General features: G+C 66.7%; 15 protein-coding genes and 1 tRNA gene. 10 read left to right on the top strand and 6 right to left on the bottom strand.

Going from position 1 to position 20,508, the window contains the following annotated elements; genetic code table 11:
• Positions 1 to 128 precede the first annotated feature (128 nt).
• Positions 129 to 1,796 carry a cellulase family glycosylhydrolase gene (locus ACXRVZ_RS04210; RefSeq protein WP_458232197.1) on the top strand — a complete coding sequence of 556 codons (1,668 nt, stop codon included), beginning with the start codon at positions 129 to 131 and terminating at the stop codon, positions 1,794 to 1,796.
• 117 nt (positions 1,797 to 1,913) lie between these two features.
• A complete protein-coding gene (locus ACXRVZ_RS04205; RefSeq protein WP_458232196.1) occupies positions 1,914 to 3,506 on the top strand; it encodes a GH39 family glycosyl hydrolase in 1,593 nt (530 codons plus the stop codon).
• A gap of 396 nt (positions 3,507 to 3,902) precedes the next feature.
• On the opposite strand, the gene ACXRVZ_RS04200 is transcribed toward ACXRVZ_RS04205, so the two are convergent.
• Positions 3,903 to 3,990: transfer RNA gene (locus ACXRVZ_RS04200), tRNA-Ser, on the bottom strand.
• Positions 3,991 to 4,016: 26 nt separating this feature from the next.
• On the bottom strand, positions 4,017 to 4,841 hold the full coding sequence (locus tag ACXRVZ_RS04195; RefSeq protein WP_457419827.1) for a symmetrical bis(5'-nucleosyl)-tetraphosphatase: 825 nt from the start codon (positions 4,839 to 4,841) through the stop codon (positions 4,017 to 4,019).
• 217 nt (positions 4,842 to 5,058) lie between these two features.
• Between ACXRVZ_RS04195 and ACXRVZ_RS04190 the strand changes: the two genes are divergently transcribed.
• The 3 genes from ACXRVZ_RS04190 to ACXRVZ_RS04180 all read left to right on the top strand — a co-directional run bounded on the left by ACXRVZ_RS04190 (position 5,059) and on the right by ACXRVZ_RS04180 (position 8,021).
• On the top strand, positions 5,059 to 6,366 hold the full coding sequence (locus tag ACXRVZ_RS04190; RefSeq protein ID WP_457419825.1) for a hemolysin family protein: 1,308 nt from the start codon (positions 5,059 to 5,061) through the stop codon (positions 6,364 to 6,366).
• On the top strand, positions 6,363 to 7,097 hold the full coding sequence (locus ACXRVZ_RS04185; RefSeq protein ID WP_457419823.1) for a SapC family protein: 735 nt from the start codon (positions 6,363 to 6,365) through the stop codon (positions 7,095 to 7,097). Before ACXRVZ_RS04190 ends, ACXRVZ_RS04185 begins: the two co-directional genes overlap by 4 nt.
• Before the next feature lie 231 nt (positions 7,098 to 7,328).
• A complete protein-coding gene (locus ACXRVZ_RS04180) occupies positions 7,329 to 8,021 on the top strand; it encodes an N-acyl amino acid synthase FeeM domain-containing protein (RefSeq protein ID WP_457419821.1) in 693 nt (230 codons plus the stop codon).
• Positions 8,022 to 8,107: 86 nt separating this feature from the next.
• On the opposite strand, the gene ACXRVZ_RS04175 is transcribed toward ACXRVZ_RS04180, so the two are convergent.
• Together ACXRVZ_RS04175 and ACXRVZ_RS04170 are read right to left on the bottom strand one after the other, a co-directional pair.
• Positions 8,108 to 10,804, bottom strand: a complete 2,697-nt coding sequence (locus tag ACXRVZ_RS04175) for a TonB-dependent receptor (protein ID WP_457419819.1) — start codon at positions 10,802 to 10,804, stop codon at positions 8,108 to 8,110.
• Positions 10,805 to 11,279: 475 nt separating this feature from the next.
• Positions 11,280 to 12,017: an IclR family transcriptional regulator gene (locus tag ACXRVZ_RS04170; protein WP_457419817.1), complete on the bottom strand. Its 738-nt coding sequence runs from the start codon at positions 12,015 to 12,017 to the stop codon at positions 11,280 to 11,282.
• A 69-nt stretch (positions 12,018 to 12,086) separates the two neighbouring features.
• On the opposite strand from ACXRVZ_RS04170, the gene ACXRVZ_RS04165 reads away from it, so the two are divergent.
• From ACXRVZ_RS04165 to fahA, 5 genes are read left to right on the top strand one after another with little or no spacing between them, the layout of a single operon-like run.
• The gene (locus ACXRVZ_RS04165) at positions 12,087 to 13,055 is read left to right on the top strand and encodes an MBL fold metallo-hydrolase (protein ID WP_458232195.1); all 969 of its coding nucleotides are present in this window, start codon (positions 12,087 to 12,089) and stop codon (positions 13,053 to 13,055) included.
• Positions 13,056 to 13,057: 2 nt separating this feature from the next.
• Positions 13,058 to 14,629, top strand: coding sequence for an FAD-dependent oxidoreductase (locus ACXRVZ_RS04160; protein ID WP_457419813.1), 1,572 nt, complete (start codon positions 13,058 to 13,060; stop codon positions 14,627 to 14,629).
• On the top strand, positions 14,626 to 14,835 hold the full coding sequence (locus ACXRVZ_RS04155; RefSeq protein WP_457419811.1) for a DUF2783 domain-containing protein: 210 nt from the start codon (positions 14,626 to 14,628) through the stop codon (positions 14,833 to 14,835). Before ACXRVZ_RS04160 ends, ACXRVZ_RS04155 begins: the two co-directional genes overlap by 4 nt.
• On the top strand, positions 14,828 to 16,111 hold the full coding sequence (hmgA, locus tag ACXRVZ_RS04150; RefSeq protein WP_458232194.1) for a homogentisate 1,2-dioxygenase: 1,284 nt from the start codon (positions 14,828 to 14,830) through the stop codon (positions 16,109 to 16,111). Before ACXRVZ_RS04155 ends, hmgA begins: the two co-directional genes overlap by 8 nt.
• Positions 16,095 to 17,336 carry a fumarylacetoacetase gene (gene fahA, locus ACXRVZ_RS04145; RefSeq protein WP_457419807.1) on the top strand — a complete coding sequence of 414 codons (1,242 nt, stop codon included), beginning with the start codon at positions 16,095 to 16,097 and terminating at the stop codon, positions 17,334 to 17,336. Before hmgA ends, fahA begins: the two co-directional genes overlap by 17 nt.
• On the opposite strand, the gene ACXRVZ_RS04140 is transcribed toward fahA, so the two are convergent.
• On the bottom strand, positions 17,327 to 19,681 hold the full coding sequence (locus tag ACXRVZ_RS04140) for an ABC transporter permease (RefSeq protein WP_457419805.1): 2,355 nt from the start codon (positions 19,679 to 19,681) through the stop codon (positions 17,327 to 17,329). The genes fahA and ACXRVZ_RS04140 overlap by 10 nt on opposite strands.
• Positions 19,674 to 20,375, bottom strand: a complete 702-nt coding sequence (locus tag ACXRVZ_RS04135; RefSeq protein WP_457419803.1) for an ABC transporter ATP-binding protein — start codon at positions 20,373 to 20,375, stop codon at positions 19,674 to 19,676. The genes ACXRVZ_RS04140 and ACXRVZ_RS04135 overlap by 8 nt, the downstream gene beginning before the upstream one ends.
• Positions 20,376 to 20,508: the final 133 nt, after the last annotated feature.

Raw genomic sequence — 20,508 nt, 5'->3', positions numbered from 1 at the left:
CGTGCGTGTGAACCACAACACATCGGAGTTGTCGGGATGCAAGCCCATGTACTGAGCTGCGTCCTTCCATAACGCTCGAGTCCGGAGGAGACAACCGGCCGAGCACTTTCAAACTTGAAAGGTACAACATGAGAACCTTGATACCCGCACTGCTCCTTGCCTTCGGAGCAAGCGCAGGCACCCTCGCGCAGGCGCAAAGCTGCGGCAGCGGCGGCGGTGYCACCGTCTGCCTGAGCGCCAGCGGCTCGGCCAACAACAACCAGCTCAGTTGGACCGTCAGTGGCACCGTCACGTCACTGGAGGTCTACCGCGACACCGACGCCGACCCTGCGGGCCGGACCCGCATCGCCGTGCCGGGCAGCAGCGCCCGGACCTACGCCGACGCCTCGGCCAACACCGGCACGCCCTACTGGTACTGGGTCAAGTTCACGACCAGTGCCGGCAGCTACAACTCCGGCTCGGCCAGCGCCACGCGCGGCAGCAGCTGCGCGCCGACAGCCATCACGCCCTACATCAGCGCCAACGGCTCCTGGACGCAGACATCCTCAGCCACGGTCACCGCTGGCAACTCGGCCATCCTCGGCCCGCAGCCCGTCAGCGGCGGTTCGTGGGGCTGGAGCGGCTGCGGCACGTCGGGCTCGGCACGCCAGCAGACCATCACGCCCGCCGCCAGCTGCACGGCCACCGCCACTTACACCAACAGCTGCGGCGCCAAGACCACCCAGGCGTTCGCGATCACCGTGCCCAGCGCGGCCGCAGCGGCCCAAGTCATGCCGAATCCCGGCATCAACCTAGGAAACACCTTTGATTCCTTCTGGGGGTATGCGCCGCCGACCAAGGCGCTGATCGATTCCATCAGGGACAGGGGTTTCAAAACCCTGCGCATACCTGTGGCGTGGGATTTCAATTCCACCAACGGAACGATCAACGCCGCGTTCATGGCCCAGGTCAAGCAGACGGTCGACTGGGCCCTCGCCGATGGCCTGTACGTCATCATCAACGACCACTATGACCTTGGCTGGTTCGAACGCAACGGCTTCAACTCCTACGACCCTGCGATCAACGCCAAGTTGATCAATATATGGACCCAGGTTGCGAACACCTTCAAATGGTATGACAGCGACAAATTGTCCTTCGCGGTCGCCAACGAACCTGACGCGGCATCCCAGGCGAAGACCGATGTGCTCTACCAATACCAGCAGAATTGGATCAACGCGATGCGCGCCAACGGCGGCGGCAATGCCGTTCGCTGGCTGATCGTCCAGGGGCCTAACACCAATATCGATAACACGATCAACTGGGGGAAGAATCTACCTTCGGATCCAGCGAACAAGCGGATGGTCGAGGTGCACTTTTACGATCCCTTCGATTACACCCTGATGACGACGGACGAGTCGTGGGGAACTTGGAAAGCCTTCTGGGGATATAACTACAAAGTGAGCAACCAGTTGACGAATCGCAACGTCGCGGCGGGGAACGACGAGAGCCTCATTGATATTCAGCTCGCCAAGATGAAGTATTTCACCGACCGGGGCATCCCCGTGCTGATCGGCGAATACAAAGCGGAGGTAAAGCACTTTCCCGAGCTGACCGGCTCATACAAGGACCAGAACTACCGGTCGGTCACGCACTGGAATAAATACGTGCAGAACAAGATCAACAGTCTTGGTTTCAGTGGCACCGGCTGGAACATTCAAAACGACCTCTTCGACGCGACGACCGGTACGGTCCTGGACTGGAACTTACTTGGTTCCATGCTTGGCACTTCCGAGTTTCCTCCGATTTCGGGTCTGTAATTTCCTGTGAGGGTGTCCGAAGGTCCGCCGCATGGCGGGCCTTATTTTTGAATTCCTTGGCCCATTCCGGATTGGAGCGGGCACTTGCCTGCGGTTGAAGTCCTCCCAAATCATCCAATGAACACCTCCCTTACCCTTCCCCGAGGCGTTATCAGCCTCGCAGCGACGCTCCTTTCACTCGGCCTGTGCGCCGCGACGCCTGCGGCCACTCCCGCCGCTCGCGTGGTGACACTGGACCGCGCCGCAGCCACCCAGCCCATGGACCGCTTCTTCGATCTCTCGGTCGGCGCGGACTACCCGGGCACCACCGGCCGCCCCGAGAACCTCGCCCAACTCAAGACAGCGGCGGACGAATTGGGCTTCCGCTACGTGCGCTTCCACGACATCTTTCACGACGTCTACGGCACGGTGAAGAAGGACGGCGACAAGCTGGTGTTCGACTGGACCGGCATCGACAAGCTGTACGACGGCATGCTGGCCAGTGGCGTCAAGCCCTTCATCGAGCTGGGCTTCACACCCGCCGTGATGAAAACCTCCGACCTGAAGATCTTCTACTGGAAGGGCAACACCTCGCATCCGCAGCCGGGACCGTGGTCCGAGCTGATCGACGCCTTCGCGCGCCACCTCATCCAGCGCTATGGCATCGAAGAAGTGCGAAAGTGGCCGTTCGAAGTGTGGAACGAGCCCAACCTCGACGGCTTCTGGGAAAAGGCCGACCAGAAGGCCTATTTCGAGCTGTACGCGAACACGGCGCGCACGCTCAAGAAGGTGGACGCCGGGCTGAGGGTCGGCGGCCCCGCGACGGCCGGCGCTTTCTGGGTGCCCGAGCTGCTGGCCTATGCCAAGCAGGAAGGCGTGCCGGTCGACTTCGTCACCACCCACACCTACGGCGTCACGGAAGGCTTCCTCGACGAGTTCGGCAAGTCGGACCGCATCCTGGACCCTAACCCGGACGCCATCGTCGGCGACGTGCGCCGAAATCGCAAAGAGATCGAAGCCTCGCCGTTCCCCGGTATTCCGCTGTACCTCACCGAGTGGAGCACCAGCTACAACCCGTACGACAAGGTGCACGACAGCTACATCAGCGCGCCGTGGATCCTGACCAAGCTGCGCGCCACGCGAGGCTATGCGCAGGCGATGAGCTACTGGACCTACAGCGACCTGTTCGAGGAGCCGGGCCCGCCGCCCCGCGCCTTCCATGGGGGCTTCGGCTTGATGACACGCGATGGCCTGCGCAAGACGACCTGGTTCGCCTACAAGTACCTCAACGCGTTGCGCGGCCATGAGATCCCGAGCGCCGACGACAAGGTACTGGCCGCGGTCGACGGCGACAAGACGGCCGTCGTGGCATGGGACTGGCAGCATCCCGATCAAAAAAGCATCAGCAACGGCGTGTTCTTCGCCAAGCCGTTGCCCAACGGCGCGGCGCCAGYGGTCAAGCTCGCGCTGCGCAACCTGAAGCCCGGCGCCTATCGGCTTGAGCTGCGCCGCGCCGGCTACAAGGCCAACGACGCCTACACCGCCTACCTCGAGATGGGCGCGCCCATTAACCTCGACGCCGCGCAGCTCGCCAAGCTACAGCTGCTGACGCGAGACCAGCCCGAGGTGAAACGCACCGTCAACGTCGGCAAGGACGGTCTGCTGAACTTCACCGTGCCCATGCGCAGCAACGACATCACCTTGCTGACGTTGAACCCCGTCAAGCCCTGAACCATTCACAGACGGAACCGCCATGACCTACTCAAGCGCCTTCATGTCCGACCTCATCCGCGGCATCGTGGCCACCCGTCCTCAAGTGGTAGAGGACTGGTTGTGCATCCAAGATGTCAACCCCGCCGACGCTGTTGTTCCAGCGCCTGTACTTTGCGCGCGGAAAACGCCGGCAACGAACGACTCGATTCGCCACCTTTCCGACTTCATCCGAGATGTCGAAAAAGGCCAGCGTACCCAGGGCCCAGAACCCCTTCCAACGGCCTGGTCGTCGTGCCCTTTGTAAGACCCTTTGTGCGGTCTCGCCAAGTGCAGTCGTCCGCCGGCAACGACCGGCGACACGGTGTGCTCAGCAATAGGCAATGACGGGCACGCTGCCTTGAGCGAACGCGACACTGGCGGAAGCTGTGAGATTCGAACTCACGGGCCGTTACCGGCCGACGGTTTTCAAGACCGTTGGGTTAAACCGCTCCCCCAAGCTTCCGAAGGGTGCGCATTCTACGAGCCCGATCAGGCGCCTGGCTTCTGTGCCTGTTCACAGTCCACCTGGATGATTTCCCGGGCCGCTCCGTCAACACGCGCTGCCGTCAGCTGGCCGCCCCAGATGCAGCCGGTGTCCAGCCCCAGCAGGGCGGGCCTGTCCAGCAACCCGAGCGTTGACCAGTGGCCAAAGGCCATGGGCGTGTCCGCCGTGCGCCGGCCGGGTACGTCGAACCAGGGCAGGTAGCCTTCAGGCGCCGCGCCCGCGCCGTCCTTGGTCTTGAAGTCGATCTCGCCGTCGACCGTGCAGAAGCGCAGCCGGGTGAGGGCGTTGACGGTGAAGCGCAGGCGATCTGAGCCGGCCAGATCGGGGCGCCAGCGCGATGGCTCGTTGCCGTACATGGCATGCAGGAAGTCGGGCAGGGCCGGGCCGCGCAGCACGGCCTCCACCTCGCCGGCCAGGGCCAGCGTGTCGTCGCGGCTCCATTGCGGCACGACGCCGGCATGCACCATCAGCCAGCCGGCCTCGAACACGGCCAGGCGCTGGTGGCGCAGCCAGTGCAGCAGCGCCTCACGGTCGTCGGCCTGCAGGATGGGGGCGAGGGTGTCGCTGCGGTGCTGCGGCCTCACGCCGTGGGCGACGGCGAGCAGGTGCAGGTCGTGGTTGCCCAGCAGGCAGGTCGCCGCGCTGCCCAGGCCTTGYAGCCGGCGCAGCGTGGCCAGGGACTGCGGCCCGCGGTTGACGAGGTCACCCAGCAACCAGAGCCGGTCCCGCGAGGGCGAAAAGTCAATGCGAGCCATCAGTCGCTCGAAGGCGTCGCAGCAGCCTTGCAGATCGCCGATCAGGTAGTTCATCCCCGCATGCTAAGGGGGTGCCGGCCGCGCTGCATTCCGGTCTCAGCACGGTTGCGGCCCGGCTGACCGTTGCGAGGCCATGTTGGGCAAGGTGTTGGCTACTGAACCATGATGACCCGGGAATGTGCGATGGGCGGCGTCATGGCCATCTGCTAGTCTCCCGGGCTTCGTTTTCGACCCCGCGCCGCCTCGGGTTTCCCCAGGCCCGGCGCTCTAGATGGATACCGCGCTCGTTCTCTTTCTAATTTTCCTCAACGGCCTGTTCGCAATGTCGGAGATGGCCTTGACCGCGAGCCGCAAGGCGCGGCTGCAGGTGATGGTGGAAAGCGGCGAGGGGGGCGCGCAGGCCGCGATGGACCTGCACGACAACCCCACCAAATTCCTGTCCACGGTGCAGATCGGCATCACCAGCATTGGCGTGCTGAACGGCATCGTTGGCGACGCGGCCTTCTCCGGCCCGCTGTCGCAGTGGCTGAGCGGCACATTCAGCCTGCGCCCGGAGGCGACGCAGATCGCAGCCACCGCGCTGGTCGTCGTCATCATCACGCTGCTGACCATCGTCTTCGGTGAACTGGTGCCCAAGCGAGTCGGCCAGATCTACCCGGAGACCGTGGCCCGTCTGGTCGCGCCGTCGATGAATCTCATCTCCACGGCGACGCGGCCGCTGGTGAAGCTGCTGAGCTTCGCTACCGAGGCGACGCTGGGCCTGCTGGGCCTGCGCAACAAGGGGCAGCGTGGCGTGACGGAAGAGGAGATCGCGGCCAGCCTGGAAGAGGGCCTGGACGCCGGCGTCATCGAGCAGCATGAGCACCAGATGGTGCGCAACGTGTTCCGCCTGGACGAGCGCCAGGTCGGCTCGATGATGATCCCGCGCGCCGAGATCGCCTGGCTGGAGGTCGATGCGACGCCCGCCGAGGTGCTGACGGTTCTGCGCGAGCACGGCTTCAATCGTTACCCGGTCTGCCGTAACGGCCTGACCGAAGTGCTGGGCGTGGCCAATGCCCCGGCCCTGCTGGCAGGCATGCTGGAAGGCCTGCCGCTGGACCTGATGGCGGGCCTGGAGCCGCCGCTGTTCGTGCCCGAGACGTTGTCGGGCATGGAATTGCTGGAGCATTTCCGCGTCTCGGACGCGCCCCTGGTCTTCGTCGTCGATGAGTACGGCGAGGTGCAGGGCGTGATTGCCGTGCGCGACGTGCTGGAAGCCATTGCCGGGGAGTTCAATGCCCCGAGCGATGGCGATGCCTGGGCGGTGCAGCGCTCGGACGGGAGTTGGCTGATCGACGGCCTGATTCCCGTGCCCGAGCTGAAGGACCGCCTGGAGCTGAAGGAACTGCCCGAAGAGGACCGTGGGCGCTACAACACCCTGGCCGGCATGATCATGCTGTTGCTGGGGCGCTTGCCGCGCACGACCGATGTCGTGGAGTGGGACGCGTGGAGATTCGAGGTCGTGGACCTCGACGGTAAACGTGTGGACAAAGTGCTGGTCAGTCGTCTGGCCGCTGAAACTGGAGAAAGAAACACATGAGCAACCCCCCGATGTACGGCGAACTGCAGCCGCTGGACCGTGAAGTCCACAAGAACCTCAAGCTCGACACGGCCGCCCCCGTCGTCAGCCGCGTGGCCGACCAGAACTCGGTCTTCCTGGCTGCCGTGGAATTCGGTGACGCCTGCAAGGAGTTCCCGGTCGTCTTCGTGCGCACCGGTGATGCTGCCGCCGACGGCAAGCAGCCGGTCGCGCCGCTGGCCGTGCTTGGCCTGAAGCCCGGCTCCAACCTTTTCGTCGATGGCGACAAGTGGACGGCCACCTACGTGCCGGCCTATGTGCGCCGCTATCCTTTCGCGATGGCCCGTCTGGACGGCAACGCCAACAGTCTGGCCGTCTGCTACGACAGCAAGTGGACCGGCTTCGGCGAGACTACCGGCGAGGCACTGTTCGCCAACGGCGAGCCGACCGAGTTCCTGCTGAACGCCCGTGCTTTCCTCGAGAACTTCGAGCAGGAAGCCGAGCGCACCCGCCTGATCTGCAATCTGCTGGTCGAACTGGACCTGCTGCAGGACATGCGCTTCGAAGCCACGCTGCCGAATGGCGAAAAGCTGGACGTCGAGGGCTTCCTGGCCCTGGACGAGAAGAAGTACAGCGAACTGCCCGACGCCAAGGTGCTCGAGCTGCATCGCAACGGCCTGATCGCGCTGATCGAGATGCACCGCCTGTCCATGACCAACATGAACCGTTTGGCGGCCCGCTACGCCGCCTGAGCCGTCCGGCCGGTTTCGCATTGACGGGAAGGCCACGCATGCGTGGCCTTCTTTCTTACTGTGTTTGTTCCGGGAAATCTGAAACGTTGCTGTCGGTACGTCACCTATTCAAGTGACTTGCGGCCACATCCTAGGGAAAGCAGATGTATCCGTCTGTTTGCTGTAGGGAAAAGTCACCTTCCAATCCCTAGACTTCGGCGCTCGGTGCATCGGGCGCCAAGGAAGCAGTTGATGTTCCCAAATTTCAAAGAAAGTCGTCGTACGCCGCTCAATCCTTTCGGCGGTCCGCCCTTGGAAATGAACAGCGACTTCGGTGCGCTGGACGGCGACGCATTGGGTTTGGTGGAACGACGTTACGGTGATCGCGGCCTGGCGGTTTCACGGGAGCGTTACAGCAGCCGCAACGAGGCGGGTGACATCGTCTGCACCGCCAACGACGGCGACAGGATCGTCGGCACGCTGTCCGTGCGATTCGATGGCCCCGGCGGCCTGCACGCCGACACGCTGTTCAAGGAAGAGATGGCTGAGTGGCGCGCTGCGGGTATCACGCTGTGCGAATTCGGTGGTCTGGCGGTCGACAAGCATTCCCACGAACCCAAGCGCGTCCTGGCCCAGATCTTTCACCTCGGCTATCTGCATGCCCATCGCCGTGCCCGGGTTGCGCGCCTCGTCATCGAGGTGAACCCGCGTCATGTGGCGTTTTATCGTCGCTGGCTGGGCCTGATGCCCTACACCACGGCGCGCCACAACCCGCGCGTGGACGCACCGGCCGTGCTGATGAGCTTTGACTTTTCGACCGCGCGCGAACAGATCGCGCTGCTGGGCGGTCGCCCCGAATTGCTGGCGACGGCGCGCTGCCTCTACCCGCTGTTCTGGGACGAGGCCACCGAGGCCGCGATGCTGGCCAAACTGCCTGTGGTCTGAGCCCGTCGGGGTCATTTCGGCAACGTCGCCGAGCATAAAAAAGGGGTCCCATGGGACCCCTTTTGCTTGACGGCGCAGACCGTCGATCAGAAGTCGAAGGACGCCCGCGCGTAGTAGGCGCGGCCGATGGGGCTGGTGTAGCGCGGGTCATAGCCAGCCTGGAAGACCTGCGTCTGGTAGCTCAGCGGCGGATCGCGGTCGGTCACATTTCGGACGCCCAGCGTCAGCGTGGTGCTCTTCATTGGTTTCCAGGAGCCGAACAGATCCAGCGTGGCGTAGTTGCTCACGTGGTTGGTCGGGTCGGAGTCGATGTAGCCCGACTTGTAGTGGCCCGTCGCACCCACCGTGAAAGCGCCTTGGGTCCAGATGCCCGTCAGCGTGTGCTGCCAGCGGAAGACCGGGCCCGCGCCCGAATAGACAGCCACGTTCTGGTTCCAGGGGCCGCCGCGGAAGTCCTGGTACTCGTACTTGGCCACGTAGGTGCTGTTCAGGCCGAAGGTGAACGTGCCGACCGCGGTGGGCAGGCGGTAGTTGGCTGTGATGTCCACGCCGTTGGTGTTGGTGCCGCCAAGGTTTTGCTGGCGCACGTCCACGTAGCCGCAGTTGGTGCCCGGGCACTGGTTGCCATTGCTGGACAGCTGGTTGCTGCCGTTGCGGTGGAAGTACTGGCTGAAGAGTGCGTAGTTGGCAGCGTCGAACAACGAGTCGTCGCCAACGACGCCGATCTGGTTCTTCAGGCGCAGCCACCAGAAGTCCAGGCCGACGTTCAGGTCGGGCATGGGTTGAACCATGAGGCCCAGCGTGGCGTTCTTGCTCTTTTCAGGTTCGAGTGTCAGGTTGCCGCCGTTGAGCACCATGAACTGGTTGTTGCACACCGAATTGGGACCGGTGCCGTCTCCACCGGGGCAAAGCAACGGGTCGGCCACGTTGCCGGAATTGGTGTAGGTCTGCGCTGCATTCAGCTCATACAGCGACGGTGCGCGGAAGCCGGTCGAATAGGAGCCGCGCACCAGCACCTGCTTGCTCGGTTGAAAGCGGAAGCCGATCTTCGGATTGGTGGTGTTGCCGAAATCGTTGTACTTGTCGTACCGCACGGCGGCCGTGATGTCGAGCGAACTCAGCAGCGGCACGTTCAGCTCGGTGTACGCCGCGGAGACCTTGCGCGAGCCCGCGCTGTAGGTGGCCGGGTCGATGCCGGTCGAGTCGATGACGACAGCTGCGTAGTCCGGGTTGGCCTGCTGCACGAACTTTTCCTTGCGGAACTCGGCGCCCACGGCGATTGCCGCTGCCCGGCCTGCGCCGAACCAGTCGCCCAGCTCGCGGCTGGCACGGGCGTCGATGTTGGTCGTCGTGCCCTTGCCGTACAGGATCAGGCCGCTGGCGCCGGCCTGGTCGAGCAGTGCCTGGCCGGCGGTGCTCTGCGCGCCGAAGGGATTGATCACGCCGGTCAGCACGCCTTCATAGACCAGCGGGCCGCTGGCGTAGCCGCTGGTCAGCTTCTCGTCGACCTTGTTCTGGTTGCGGCTCACGCCGACGGCGTAGTCCCAGCCGGCGAGCGTGCCCTCCAGAGACAGCGTCAGGCGCTGCTGGGTGTTGGTGTTGCTGTCACCGCGCTGGCCGTTGGGCATGTCGCGCCAGCGGGCGATGACGTAGCCCGGCTGGATCAGCGCGCCGCCGTCGGTCATCGTCTCGCCCACCAGGCCGTCGTCGAAGGCCGGGTCCAGGGCCGCGTTGGTCGGGAAGTAGGGGTTGGCCGTGCCGTCCGGGCGCAGGCGGTTCATCGGCAGGAAGCCGAAGGGCACCGGCGCGATGAGCGTCTTCACGTTGCTGCGTGTGACGAAGTACTCCGCACCCAGCACATGGTTCTCGCCCAGCTTCACGTCAGCCTTGAGCATGCCGGATGCACGCTCGGTCTTCGGGATGTAGTCCACGAAGTTGGACGTCGTCATCGAGCAGGAGGTGCCGTCGCCGCCTGGAACGATAAAGACGCCGTTCGTACAGGCCGGAGCGGCGGGGTTGTACCAAACGTTCGGGTCTTGGTAGTAGTTGGCCGGCGAGGGCGAGCCGGAGATGCCGCCTGCATAGCGGGTATTGAACGGCCGCTGCGCGCCGCTGATGCTGTCCTGCTTCTGGAAGTCGACGAAGCCGAGCACGTTGAAGCCCTGGGTCTCCAGGTCGCCGAAGCCGAAGCCCGCATTGGCGTTCACTGACTTGCCGCCGGCATGCTGTGGCACTTCGGTGCCCACCGTCACGGTGCCGCCCTGGTATTCCTTGCGCGTGATGAAGTTGATGACGCCGCCGATGGCGTCCGTGCCGTACAGCGCGGAGGCGCCGTCGCGCAGCACCTCGATGCGCTCGATGGCGGCCATCGGGATCATGTTCAGGTCGGGCGCCGAGCCATCGAAGGCGTTGTTGGCGATGCGGCGGCCGTTCAGCAGCACCAGTGTCTTGTTGGCGCCAACGCCGCGCAGGTCGGCGAAGGAGGCGCCACCCGTCGAGGCGCCCACGGCCTGGCTGGTGCCCAGGCTGGTCTGGCTGGCGGTCAGCGAGCCCAGGATCTGTTCCACCGTCGTCAGGCCTTGCTGCTGAAGATCCCTCATCCTCAAGACGGTGACCGGCACGGTGGTCTCGGCATCAAGACGCTTGATGGCTGAACCGGTGACGGTGACACGCTCCATCTGGGTGGCCGGGGTCTCCGGGGTAGACGGCGGGGTTTGCGCCAACGCGCTGAAGCCGCTCACGGCCATCAGGACCGCTGCGGTAACTCGGGTTTGCTTGTGCATCACTGCTCCAGGAAGGATCGGCGAAACGGGTGGTTTGCCAAAAGGTTCGGCCAGAACGCGACGCCCGGTCAGGGCGCTGGCTGGTGAATCAATTTTCCTGGTTGGTAAAAACGCAAGGCGATTAAGGAATACGTGAATGAGGGGTCATTCGGCGCTCGGAGTCATTTCAATATCAAGCAAGCCATTGATTTAAAACAGATTTCTGGAATTTCAGCGCAATTGTTGGCATTGAGGACGATGCTTTTTGCCAAATAGAAAAGTAAGTTAACGGTACTTGACGGGCTGGCAATATATGTAAGCTGTAAGTTGGAAAATTATGATTGGCTGGCCTTGTCTTCTGGTTATATCTGAGGGCGGTTGATTAAATAGAATCGTCGTACCCAACATATGAGGTGCAAAGATGCTGCTCAAATTGCAAAAATAGTTTGCGATAGATTTCCAAAAGAAACCTGTCGTCTGCCTTGCCGCTCGGGTCTCAGTGACCGAGCCGGCGCGACAGGCGGGCTGCGGCGTCGCGCAGCGCGCTTGTCAGCGCCCCCGACGGGGCCGTGTCGAAGCTCGCACTGGCGCCTATGGCCGTCAGCGCCAGCACCAGCCGGCCGGCTGCATCGAAGACCGGCGCCGCCGCCGCGCTCACGCCCAGCACGACGCCGTCGCGCGACGTCGCCAGCCCGGCTTCTCGCACCGCCGCCAGTGCAGCCGCATCCGGCAGGGGTTCGCCCAGAGCCATGGCGTCTTCGGCGCGCCAGGTCGCAAACAGCCGCCCCGACGCCGTGCCGGCCACGCTCATCACCGTGCCATGTCGCATGCTGATGTGCACCGGCGTCGGCCCCTCGGCCACGCGCACGATGGTGGGCCCACGCGTGCCCCAGACGGCAATCGCCACCGTGTGGCCGATCTGCAGGGCCAGCTCCTCGATGACCGGCGTGGCCAGGCGCACCGGGTCGTACTGCTGCAGGCTGATGAGACCCAGCTGCAAGGCCAGGGGCCCAAGGCCATACGGCCCGCTGCTCCCTTCCTGCTCCACCAGGCCCAGCCTGATGAAACTCACCAGATAAGGATGCGCCTTCGCCGGCGTCATGCCCGCCTCGCGGGCGAGGTCCTTCAAGGCCATGGGCCGGCCCTGGTGGGCGAGCGCCAGCAGCAGCTGGCCGCCCACCTCGATGCTCTGGATGCCCCTGGCTTCCTTGCCGTTGCCCTTGACGTCGCTCATGCTAAAAATTCTATATTGGCGAATTAATTTGTAATAGGCTAAATTTCCGGTCAGACGTTGGAGACCCGCATGACGACCAAAGCCTTTGCCTCGCAAGCCGACCTGGAAGAAAAGAAGGTCACCTTCGAGCGCCTTTCCGAGCACRCCTGGGCCTACACGGCCGAGGGCGATCCCAACACCGGCATCGTCATCGGCCGAGATGCGGTCATGGTGGTCGACACCCAGGCCACGCCAGTCATGGCCGCCGACGTGATCCGCCGCATCCGCGAGGTGACGGCGGCGCCCATCAAGTACGTGCTGCTCAGCCACTACCACGCAGTGCGCGTGCTCGGCGCCAGCGCCTTCAAGGCCGAGGGCCTGGAGCAGGTCATCGCCAGCGAGGCGACGCTGGCGCTCATCAAGGAGCGCGGCGAGCAGGACAAGGCCAGCGAGATCGGCCGCTTCCCGCGGCTGTTCCGCAACGTCGAGTCCGTGCCCGCAGGGCTGACCTGGCCGACGCTGACCTTTTCGGGCCGGCTGACGCTGGACCTGGGCGGCGTGAAGGTCGAGATGTTCTCGCCGGGGCGCGGCCACACGGCGGGCGACACGGTGGCCTGGCTGCCGGAGGAACGCGTGCTGTTCAGCGGCGACCTGGTCGAGTTCGATGCGACGCCCTATTGCGGCGATGCGCACTTTGCCGACTGGCCGGCGACGCTGGATGCGATAGCCGCGCTGGGCGCCGCCGCCCTCGTGCCCGGCCGCGGCCCGGCCTTGAAGGGCGCCGAGCAGGTCGCCGCCGGCCTGGGCGGCACGCGCGCCTTCGTCAGCGAGTTGTACGCCGCCGTGCAGGCCGGCGTGGCGGCGGGCGAGGAGCTGAAGCCGGTCTACCAGCGCACCATGGCCGCGTTGCGGCCCAAGTACGGCCAATGGGTCATCTTCGACCACTGCATGCCGTTTGACGTCACCCGCGCCTTCGACGAAGCCGGCGGCACGGCGCACCCGCGCATCTGGACGGCCGAGCGGGACGTCGAGATGTGGAAGGCCCTCGAAGGCGTTTGACGATGCCGTCGCAGTACTCATATCACCAGACGCTGGAACAGCGCTCCGGCCAGCCACAGCGCCGCCCCGTCGTCATCGTTGGCGCTGGGCCGGTGGGCCTGACGCTGGCGCTGGACCTGGCGCGGCGCGAGGTGCCGGTCGTCGTCATCGACGACAGCGACCGCATCGGCGAGGGCTCGCGCGCCGTCTGCTGGGCCAAGAAGACGCTGGAGGTGTTTGACCGCCTGGGCGTTGGCGAGGCGGTCGCGCGCGAGGGTGTGCGCTGGCAGCGCGGCCGCGTCTTCCATGGTGAGCGCGAGGCCTATGCCTTCGATCTGCTGCCCGAGGCGCATCACAAGATGCCGGCCATGGTCAACCTGCAGCAGGACAGCGTCGAGGCCAAGCTGGTGCGCGCGGTGCAGCTCGATCAGCGCATCGAACTGCGCGGCCGGCATGAGCTGATCGGGCTGGAGCAGGACGAGGGTGGCGTGACGCTGAACGTGCGCACGCCGGATGGCCTGTTCGACATGCGCGCCGATTGGGTCGTTGGCTGCGATGGCGCGCGCAGCCCCACGCGCACGCTGCTGGGGCTGGGTTTCCAGGGCCAGGTCTTCGAGGACCGCTTCCTGATCGCTGACGTGCGCCTCGCGCCCGGTGTGCGGCCGCGTGGGCTGGACCCGGCCAGGCCCGAGCGCTGGTTCTGGTTCGACCCGCCCTTCCATCGCGGCCAGTCCGTGCTGCTGCATGCGCAGGCCCAGGGCCTGTGGCGCATTGACTTCCAGCTTGGGCGCGATGCCGACGTCGAGGCCGAGCGCGACGCGGATCGCATCAAGGCACGCGTCACGGCGATGCTGGGCAGCGAGCAGTTCGAGCTGGTCTGGTCGTCCATTTACCAGTTCAGCTGCCGCCGTGCCGAGCGCTTGCGCGTCGGCCGCGTGCTGCTGGCCGGCGACGCGGCCCACCAGGTCTCGCCCTTCGGCGCACGCGGCGCCAACAGCGGCGTGCAGGATGCCGACAACCTCGGCTGGAAACTGGCTGCCGTGCTGACAGGTGAGGGCGGCGACGTGCTGTTCGATGCCTACGAGTTCGAGCGCATCGAGGCCGCCGACGACAACATTGGCCACTCGACGCGGGCCACCGACTTCATCAGCCCCAAGAGCGCCCTGAGCGTGCGCCTGCGCAAGGCCGCCCTGGACCTGGCGGCGCGCACGGATTTCGCCAGGCCGCTGGTCAACAGCGGGCGGCTGTCTGCGCCTACCGCCCACATCGATTCGCCGCTCAGTACGCCCGATGCCGAACCCTGGTCCGAAGGCCCGGCGCCCGGTTGCCCGGCGCCGGATGCACCGCTGGAGAACGGTTGGCTGAGCGAGCAGTTCGGCGAGTTCCTGCTGCTGTGCTTTGGCTGGCCGGCGCCGGCGACCGGCGTGCGTACCGTCGTGCTGCCGGCCGAGGGCGTGGCCGCCGCGCGCTACGGCGCCCGGCCGGGCAGCGTCCACCTGGTCCGCCCCGACGCCGTTGTCGCCGCGCGCTGGCACCGCTTCGACGCGGACGCACTGCGAGCGGCACTCGCTCGAGCCCACGGGGAGCTGTCATGACGAAGAACAAATTGACTCTGACCCCAAATTTCGGGGACGCGGCCGATGCCTTCTATGCCGAACTCATCGCCGCCCAGTCGGGCCTGAGCGACGAAGCGGCGGCCGACTGGCTTGCGCGGCTGACCCTGATCCTGTGCAACCACATCGGCGACCGCGAGGTGCTTCGAGAAGCTTTCGCGCTGGCCCATCACGAACGCCATGACTGAACTGACCTACCTCACAGGCTTCGGCAACCAGCACAGCAGCGAGGCCCATCCCGGCGCGCTGCCCATAGGCCGCAACAGCCCGCAGCGCGCGCCGCATGGCCTCTATGCCGAGCTGCTGTCGGGCAGCGCCTTCACCGCGCCGCGCGCCGACAACCAGCGCACCTGGCTCTACCGCCGCCGGCCATCCGTCGTTGTTGGCGGTTATGAGCCCTTGCCGCATGCGCACTGGAAGAGCGGCGCGGCGGAAGGAGAGTGCGCATCGCCCGATCCACTGCGTTGGGGGCCGACGCCGCTGCACGAAGACGGCGACTTTGTCGACGGGCTGCGCACCTATGCGATCAACGGCGAAACCGGCATCGCCGGCATGAGCGCTCACGCCTACGTCGCCACGCGCGCCATGGGCCGCCGTGCGCTGGTGAACGCCGACGCCGAGATGCTGCTCGTGCCCCAGCAGGGCCGGCTGCTCGTGACGACGGAGCTGGGCCGCCTGGAAGTCGCACCCGGCTCCATCGCGCTGCTGCCGCGCGGCATGGCCTTCAAGGTCGACCCGCTCGACGTGCCGGCCCGCGGCTACGTTTGCGAGAACCATGGCGCCGCCTTTCGCCTGCCCGAGCTGGGCCCCATCGGCTCCAACGGCCTGGCCAACGCACGCGACTTCGAGGCGCCCGTGGCCTGGCATGAGGCGGAGGAGGGCGAGTACGAGATCGTCAAGCGCTATGGCGGCAGGCTCTGGCGCGCGACGCAAGGTCACAGCCCCTTCAACGTCGTCGCCTGGCATGGCAACCTGGTGCCCTACCGCTGGGACACGGCGCGCTTCATGACCATCAACACGGTCAGCTTCGATCACCCCGACCCGAGCATCTTCACGGTGCTGACCAGCCCCAGCGACACGCCCGGCTGGGCCAATGTCGACTTCGTCATCTTCCCGCCGCGCTGGATGGTGGCCGAGGACACGTTCAGGCCCCCCTGGTACCACCGCAACGTGATGAGCGAGTTCATGGGCCTGGTGCTGGGCCAGTACGACGCCAAGCCCGAGGGCTTCAAGCCCGGCGGCGCCAGCCTGCACAACAGCTATGTGCCGCACGGCCCCGACAGCGAGGCTTTCGACAAGGCCAGCGGCGCCGACCTGAAGCCGCACAAGCTGGAYGMCACGCTGGCCTTCATGTTCGAGACGCGCTGGCCCTTGAAGCCCACCGCCTGGGCGCTGCGAGACGCGCCACTTGAAAAGACGTATGCCGACTGCTGGCGCGACCTGAAAGATGACTTCCATGCTTGACCACACCCACGACGCCGCAGCCCTCTCCTGGGTCGCCTCCGCCAACGACCCCGCCACCGACTTCCCGCTGCAGAACCTGCCCTTCTGCAGCTTCCGCCGCTCGGGCACGCTGGAGCCCTGGCGCATTGGCGTGGGTATTGGCGACCAGATCCTGGACCTGAGCGCCTGGGGCATCACCGACCTGAACACGCTGATGGCCCGCCCCGGCAGCGAACGCCTGGCGCTGCGCCATCGCCTGTTCGAAGCGCTTCAACGCGGTGCGCCCGAGGTCGACGTCCTGCCGCAGGCCCAGGCCGAATACACGCTGCCCTGCCGCATCGGCGACTACACCGACTTCTACACCGGCATCCACCACGCTCGCGCCATTGGCAAGCTGTTCCGCCCGGACAACCCGTTATTGCCCAACTACCGGTGGGTGCCCATCGGCTATCACGGCCGCAGCTCTTCCATCGTCGTCAGCGGCACGCCGCTGCGCCGCCCCAGGGGCCAGGTCAAGCCGCCGGATGCCGACGTGCCCGTCTTCAAGCCCAGCGCCCGCGTCGACTGCGAGCTGGAGCTGGGCCTGTTCGTCGGCCCCGGCAACGCGCTGGGCGAGCCCTTCGGCATCGACGAGGCCGACGAGCACGCCTTCGGCCTGACGCTGCTGAACGACTGGTCGGCTCGCGACATCCAGCCCTGGGAGTACCAGCCGCTGGGCCCCTTCCTGGCCAAGAACTTCGGCACGACCATCTCGCCGTGGATCGTCACGATGGAGGCGCTGGCGCCGTTCCGCATCCCCTTCACCCGTCCGGCCGAAGACCCGCAGCCGCTGCCCTATCTCGACTCGCCCGCGCACCGCGCCAATGCGAGCTTCGACATCGAGCTGGAGGTCTGGTTCAAGACGCCGGCCATGACGGAGCCGACGCGGCTGTCGCGCTCCAACCTGCGCCATGCCTACTGGTCGCTCGCGCAGATTCTGACCCACCACGCCAGCAATGGTTGCAACCTGCAGCCGGGCGATCTGCTGGGCACCGGCACCATCAGCGGCCCGCAGCCGGAAGAAGCCGGTTCGTTGCTGGAGCTGACCGGCGGCGGCAAGCAGCCCATCACGCTGCCCAATGGCGAGACGCGCACCTTCGTGCTCGACGGCGACACGCTGGGCCTGCGCGCCTTTGCGCAGAAGCCGGGCTTTCGCCGCATCGGCTTTGGCGCCTGTGATGGCCAGATCGTGGCCGCTCAGTCATAGGCCAGCGCCCGCGCCGCCGGCACACGCAAGGCGCGCCAGGCGGGCAGGGCGCAGGCCAGCAACGAGATCAGCGCCATCAGCCCCAGCCAGCCGAATGCCACGCCCGCGCTCGGCACCAGCCGCCACGGCACGCTGAACATGATGCGGCCGAAGGCGACTTCGAGCAGCGCGCTGATGGGCAGGGCCAGAGGCAGCGATGCCAGCCAGGCCAGCACGACCAGGGTCAGGCCTTCAACCTGCACGATTGCCAGGATGGCGCCGTCACGCGCGCCGATGGCGCGCAGCACGCCGATCTCGCGCCGGCGCTCCAGCACGGCCAGGCCCATCGTCGAGGCCAGGCCCATGGCGCCCACGGCGATCATCACCAGGCCCATGGCGCCGAGGAAGTCCACCACCATCAGCAGATGGTCTTCGACGACGCGGCGGTTCTCGACCTGGGACTGGCTCGCGGCGACGTTGATGCCGGCTTCGGCCAGCGCCTCGCGCAGCTGCTGCACGGCATCCAGCAATGCGATGGGCGAGTTGGGAGAGGTCAGCCGCAGCACCACACTGGTCGCGAGGTCGTTGCCTGCCTGAGCGTCCAGCGCGGCGCGTGACGTGTAGGCCAGCGCCTGCGGGCCGCTGTCGACGAGGCCCACGACGGTCCAGTCCTGGCCGGCCAGGCGATGCGTGCTGCCCACCATCAGCGCCGGTTGCTGTTTCAACAGCAGACGGCTGACGACCAGTTCGCGCGCATCACCCCCGGCCAGCCAGCGGCCTTCGAGCAGGCGCGGCGTCAGCAGCCGACTGCCGGCGGGCAGGCCCAACAGCGTGACGGGCTCGGCGAGCCCGGTGGCCCGCAGGCTGCGCCAGGCCTCGGCCGCGGCGACGCCGGGCACGTCGGCCGCCAGCGCCTCCAGCCTGGACGCCGGCGTGGGCGCGCCGACGCGCAGCTGCACCTGGTAGCGCTGGGCGTTGAAGAGATCGTCCACCGAGCCTTGCACCGCGCTGCGCAAGTTGGCCGCGCCCAGATAGACGGCGCCGCCACTGGCCAAGGCCAGCACGGTCAGCAGCATGCGCTGACGACGCCGCAAGGCATTGCCCACCGACAGCAGCAGCGGCCTTGCCCAGCCGCCAAGGTAGGGCACCAAGCGTGCGGCGAGGGCACCGCGCCTGAGGCTCAAGGCCTGGCCTTCGCGCGTGATGCCGATGTCGCGCAGCGCCTCGCCCACAGGCCGGCGCAGCGCGGCGCGCACCGGCAGCGCGGCGGCGGCCAGCGGCAGTGCGACGCCGACGGCCAGCTGCAGCGCAACCGCCCAGGCGGGCGTGGCGATGCCGTCGAGAGGAAAGTTCAGCAGCTCCGCCTTCAGCCCGCCGTAGATGCGCCCCAGCCACAGCGCGGCAGGCACGGCGATCGCCGAGGCCAGCAGACCCAGTGCGCCGGCCTGCGCCAGCACCATCGTCCCGATCTGCCCCGGCGAGCCGCCCAGCACTTTCATGACGGCGATCTCGCGCGTCTGCCCGGCCAGCATTGCGGCCACGAGGTTGACGACCAGGAAGCCGCAGGCCAGCAGCGCCAGCAGGCCGAAGGCGCCTTGCGTCATCAGCAGCGAGTCCATCTGCGCGGCATGGATGTGCTGGCCGGGCTCGGGCACGTCGACGCCTTTCACCGTGTAGCCGGCGGTGGTCAGCGCCGCCTTCAAGGCCTCGGCGATGCGGCGCACGTCGGCGCGCGTCGGGTGCCTGTCACGCACGCGGACCTGCAGCTCGTTGAAGCCCGTTGGCGCGCCCAGCCGGGTCAGCGTCGCCTCCGTCCCGTAGAGGTAGACGAGGTTCTCCATCCAGCCCGGGGCCTGGCTGACGTCGCGCACCAGACCTTGGATGGCCATGGATTGCGCCTCGCCGCCGGCCAGGCGCAGCGACACCGGCTCACCGACGCTGGCACCGGAGAAGTCCAGCGACGAGCGTTCCATCCACAGGCCGCCATCGGCGGGCGGCGCGGCGGGCTGCAGCCGGCCGATGCCGGCGCGCTGGAAGTCGTCGAATGCAAAGACGACGGCGTTGCGTGCACGGCCATTGGCCTGCACGGCGGCCATCACGCTGCGCCGAAGGCGCGCGGCGGCGATATCGGGCTGGGCTTGCGCCAGTGCCAGCGCGGGTGCGTCGGCACGGTCCAGCAGCAGCGTGGCCGAGACCGGCTGGCTGGCGCGGTAGCCCAGGTCGGTCGCGCGCTCGACCAGCGCCCAGGCGTTCAGGATGGTGCCCGCCGCCGTCAGCCCCAGCGCCACGGCGAGCACCACGAGCAGGCTGCGCGCGCGGTGCTGCCAGAGGTCGCGCCAGGTCTTGCGGGAACGACGGTCAAGCATGGCGACGGTCCTCCACCAAGCGGCCGTCGCGCAGGCGCAGGCTGCGCTGCACCTGGCCCAGGGCCGCCGCCTCGTGCGTGACCATGACGACCGTGACACCCTGTTCGCGGGCCAGCTCGGCCAGCAGCGCCAGCAAGGCCTCGGCGTTGGCGGAGTCGAGGTTGCCGGTGGGCTCATCGGCCAGGATCAGCGCCGGCGCATTGGCCAGCGCGCGCGCCAGGGCCACGCGTTGCTGCTGCCCGCCGGACAGCGCCGCCGGGAACTTGTCGGCCTGGTCGGCCACGCCCAGACGCGCCAGCAGCGCCAGCGCGCGCTCGGCCCGCTCGGCAGCGGGCCACTGGTCGCAGAAGTCCATGGGCAGCATGACGTTCTCCAGCGCCGTCAGCGTGGGCAGCAGCTGGAAGAACTGGAAGACCACGCCCACCGCGCGGCCGCGCCAGCGAGACAGCGCGCGCTCGGGCAGGGCGCGCAGGTCTTGCCCGGCGACGTTCAGCTCGCCGCTGCCGGCGCGGTCGATGCCGGCGAGCAGGTTCAGCAGCGTCGACTTGCCGCTGCCCGAGGGCCCCACGACTGCGACGAACTCGCCGGCTTCGATGTCGAGGTCGAGTGCGCTCAGCGCGTGGAAGTCGCCACCCGCGGCGGGGTAGCTCTTGCTGACGCCGCGCAGGCGGATGAGTGCTGGGTTGTGTTGCATGCCGGCCAATGTAGGCAGCGGCCGGGCGCGCGGCACACCGCTCGACGGCACCGTTGTGCCACTGGGCGAATTGGCCCTCGCCAGGCGCGGCGCGGGTCGCGATGCTGGCGGCATCCCTTCTTTTGGAGACACC

This window comes from Roseateles sp. P5_E8, from assembly GCF_054177665.1.
This window is presented reverse-complemented; position numbering and strand designations above follow the sequence as displayed.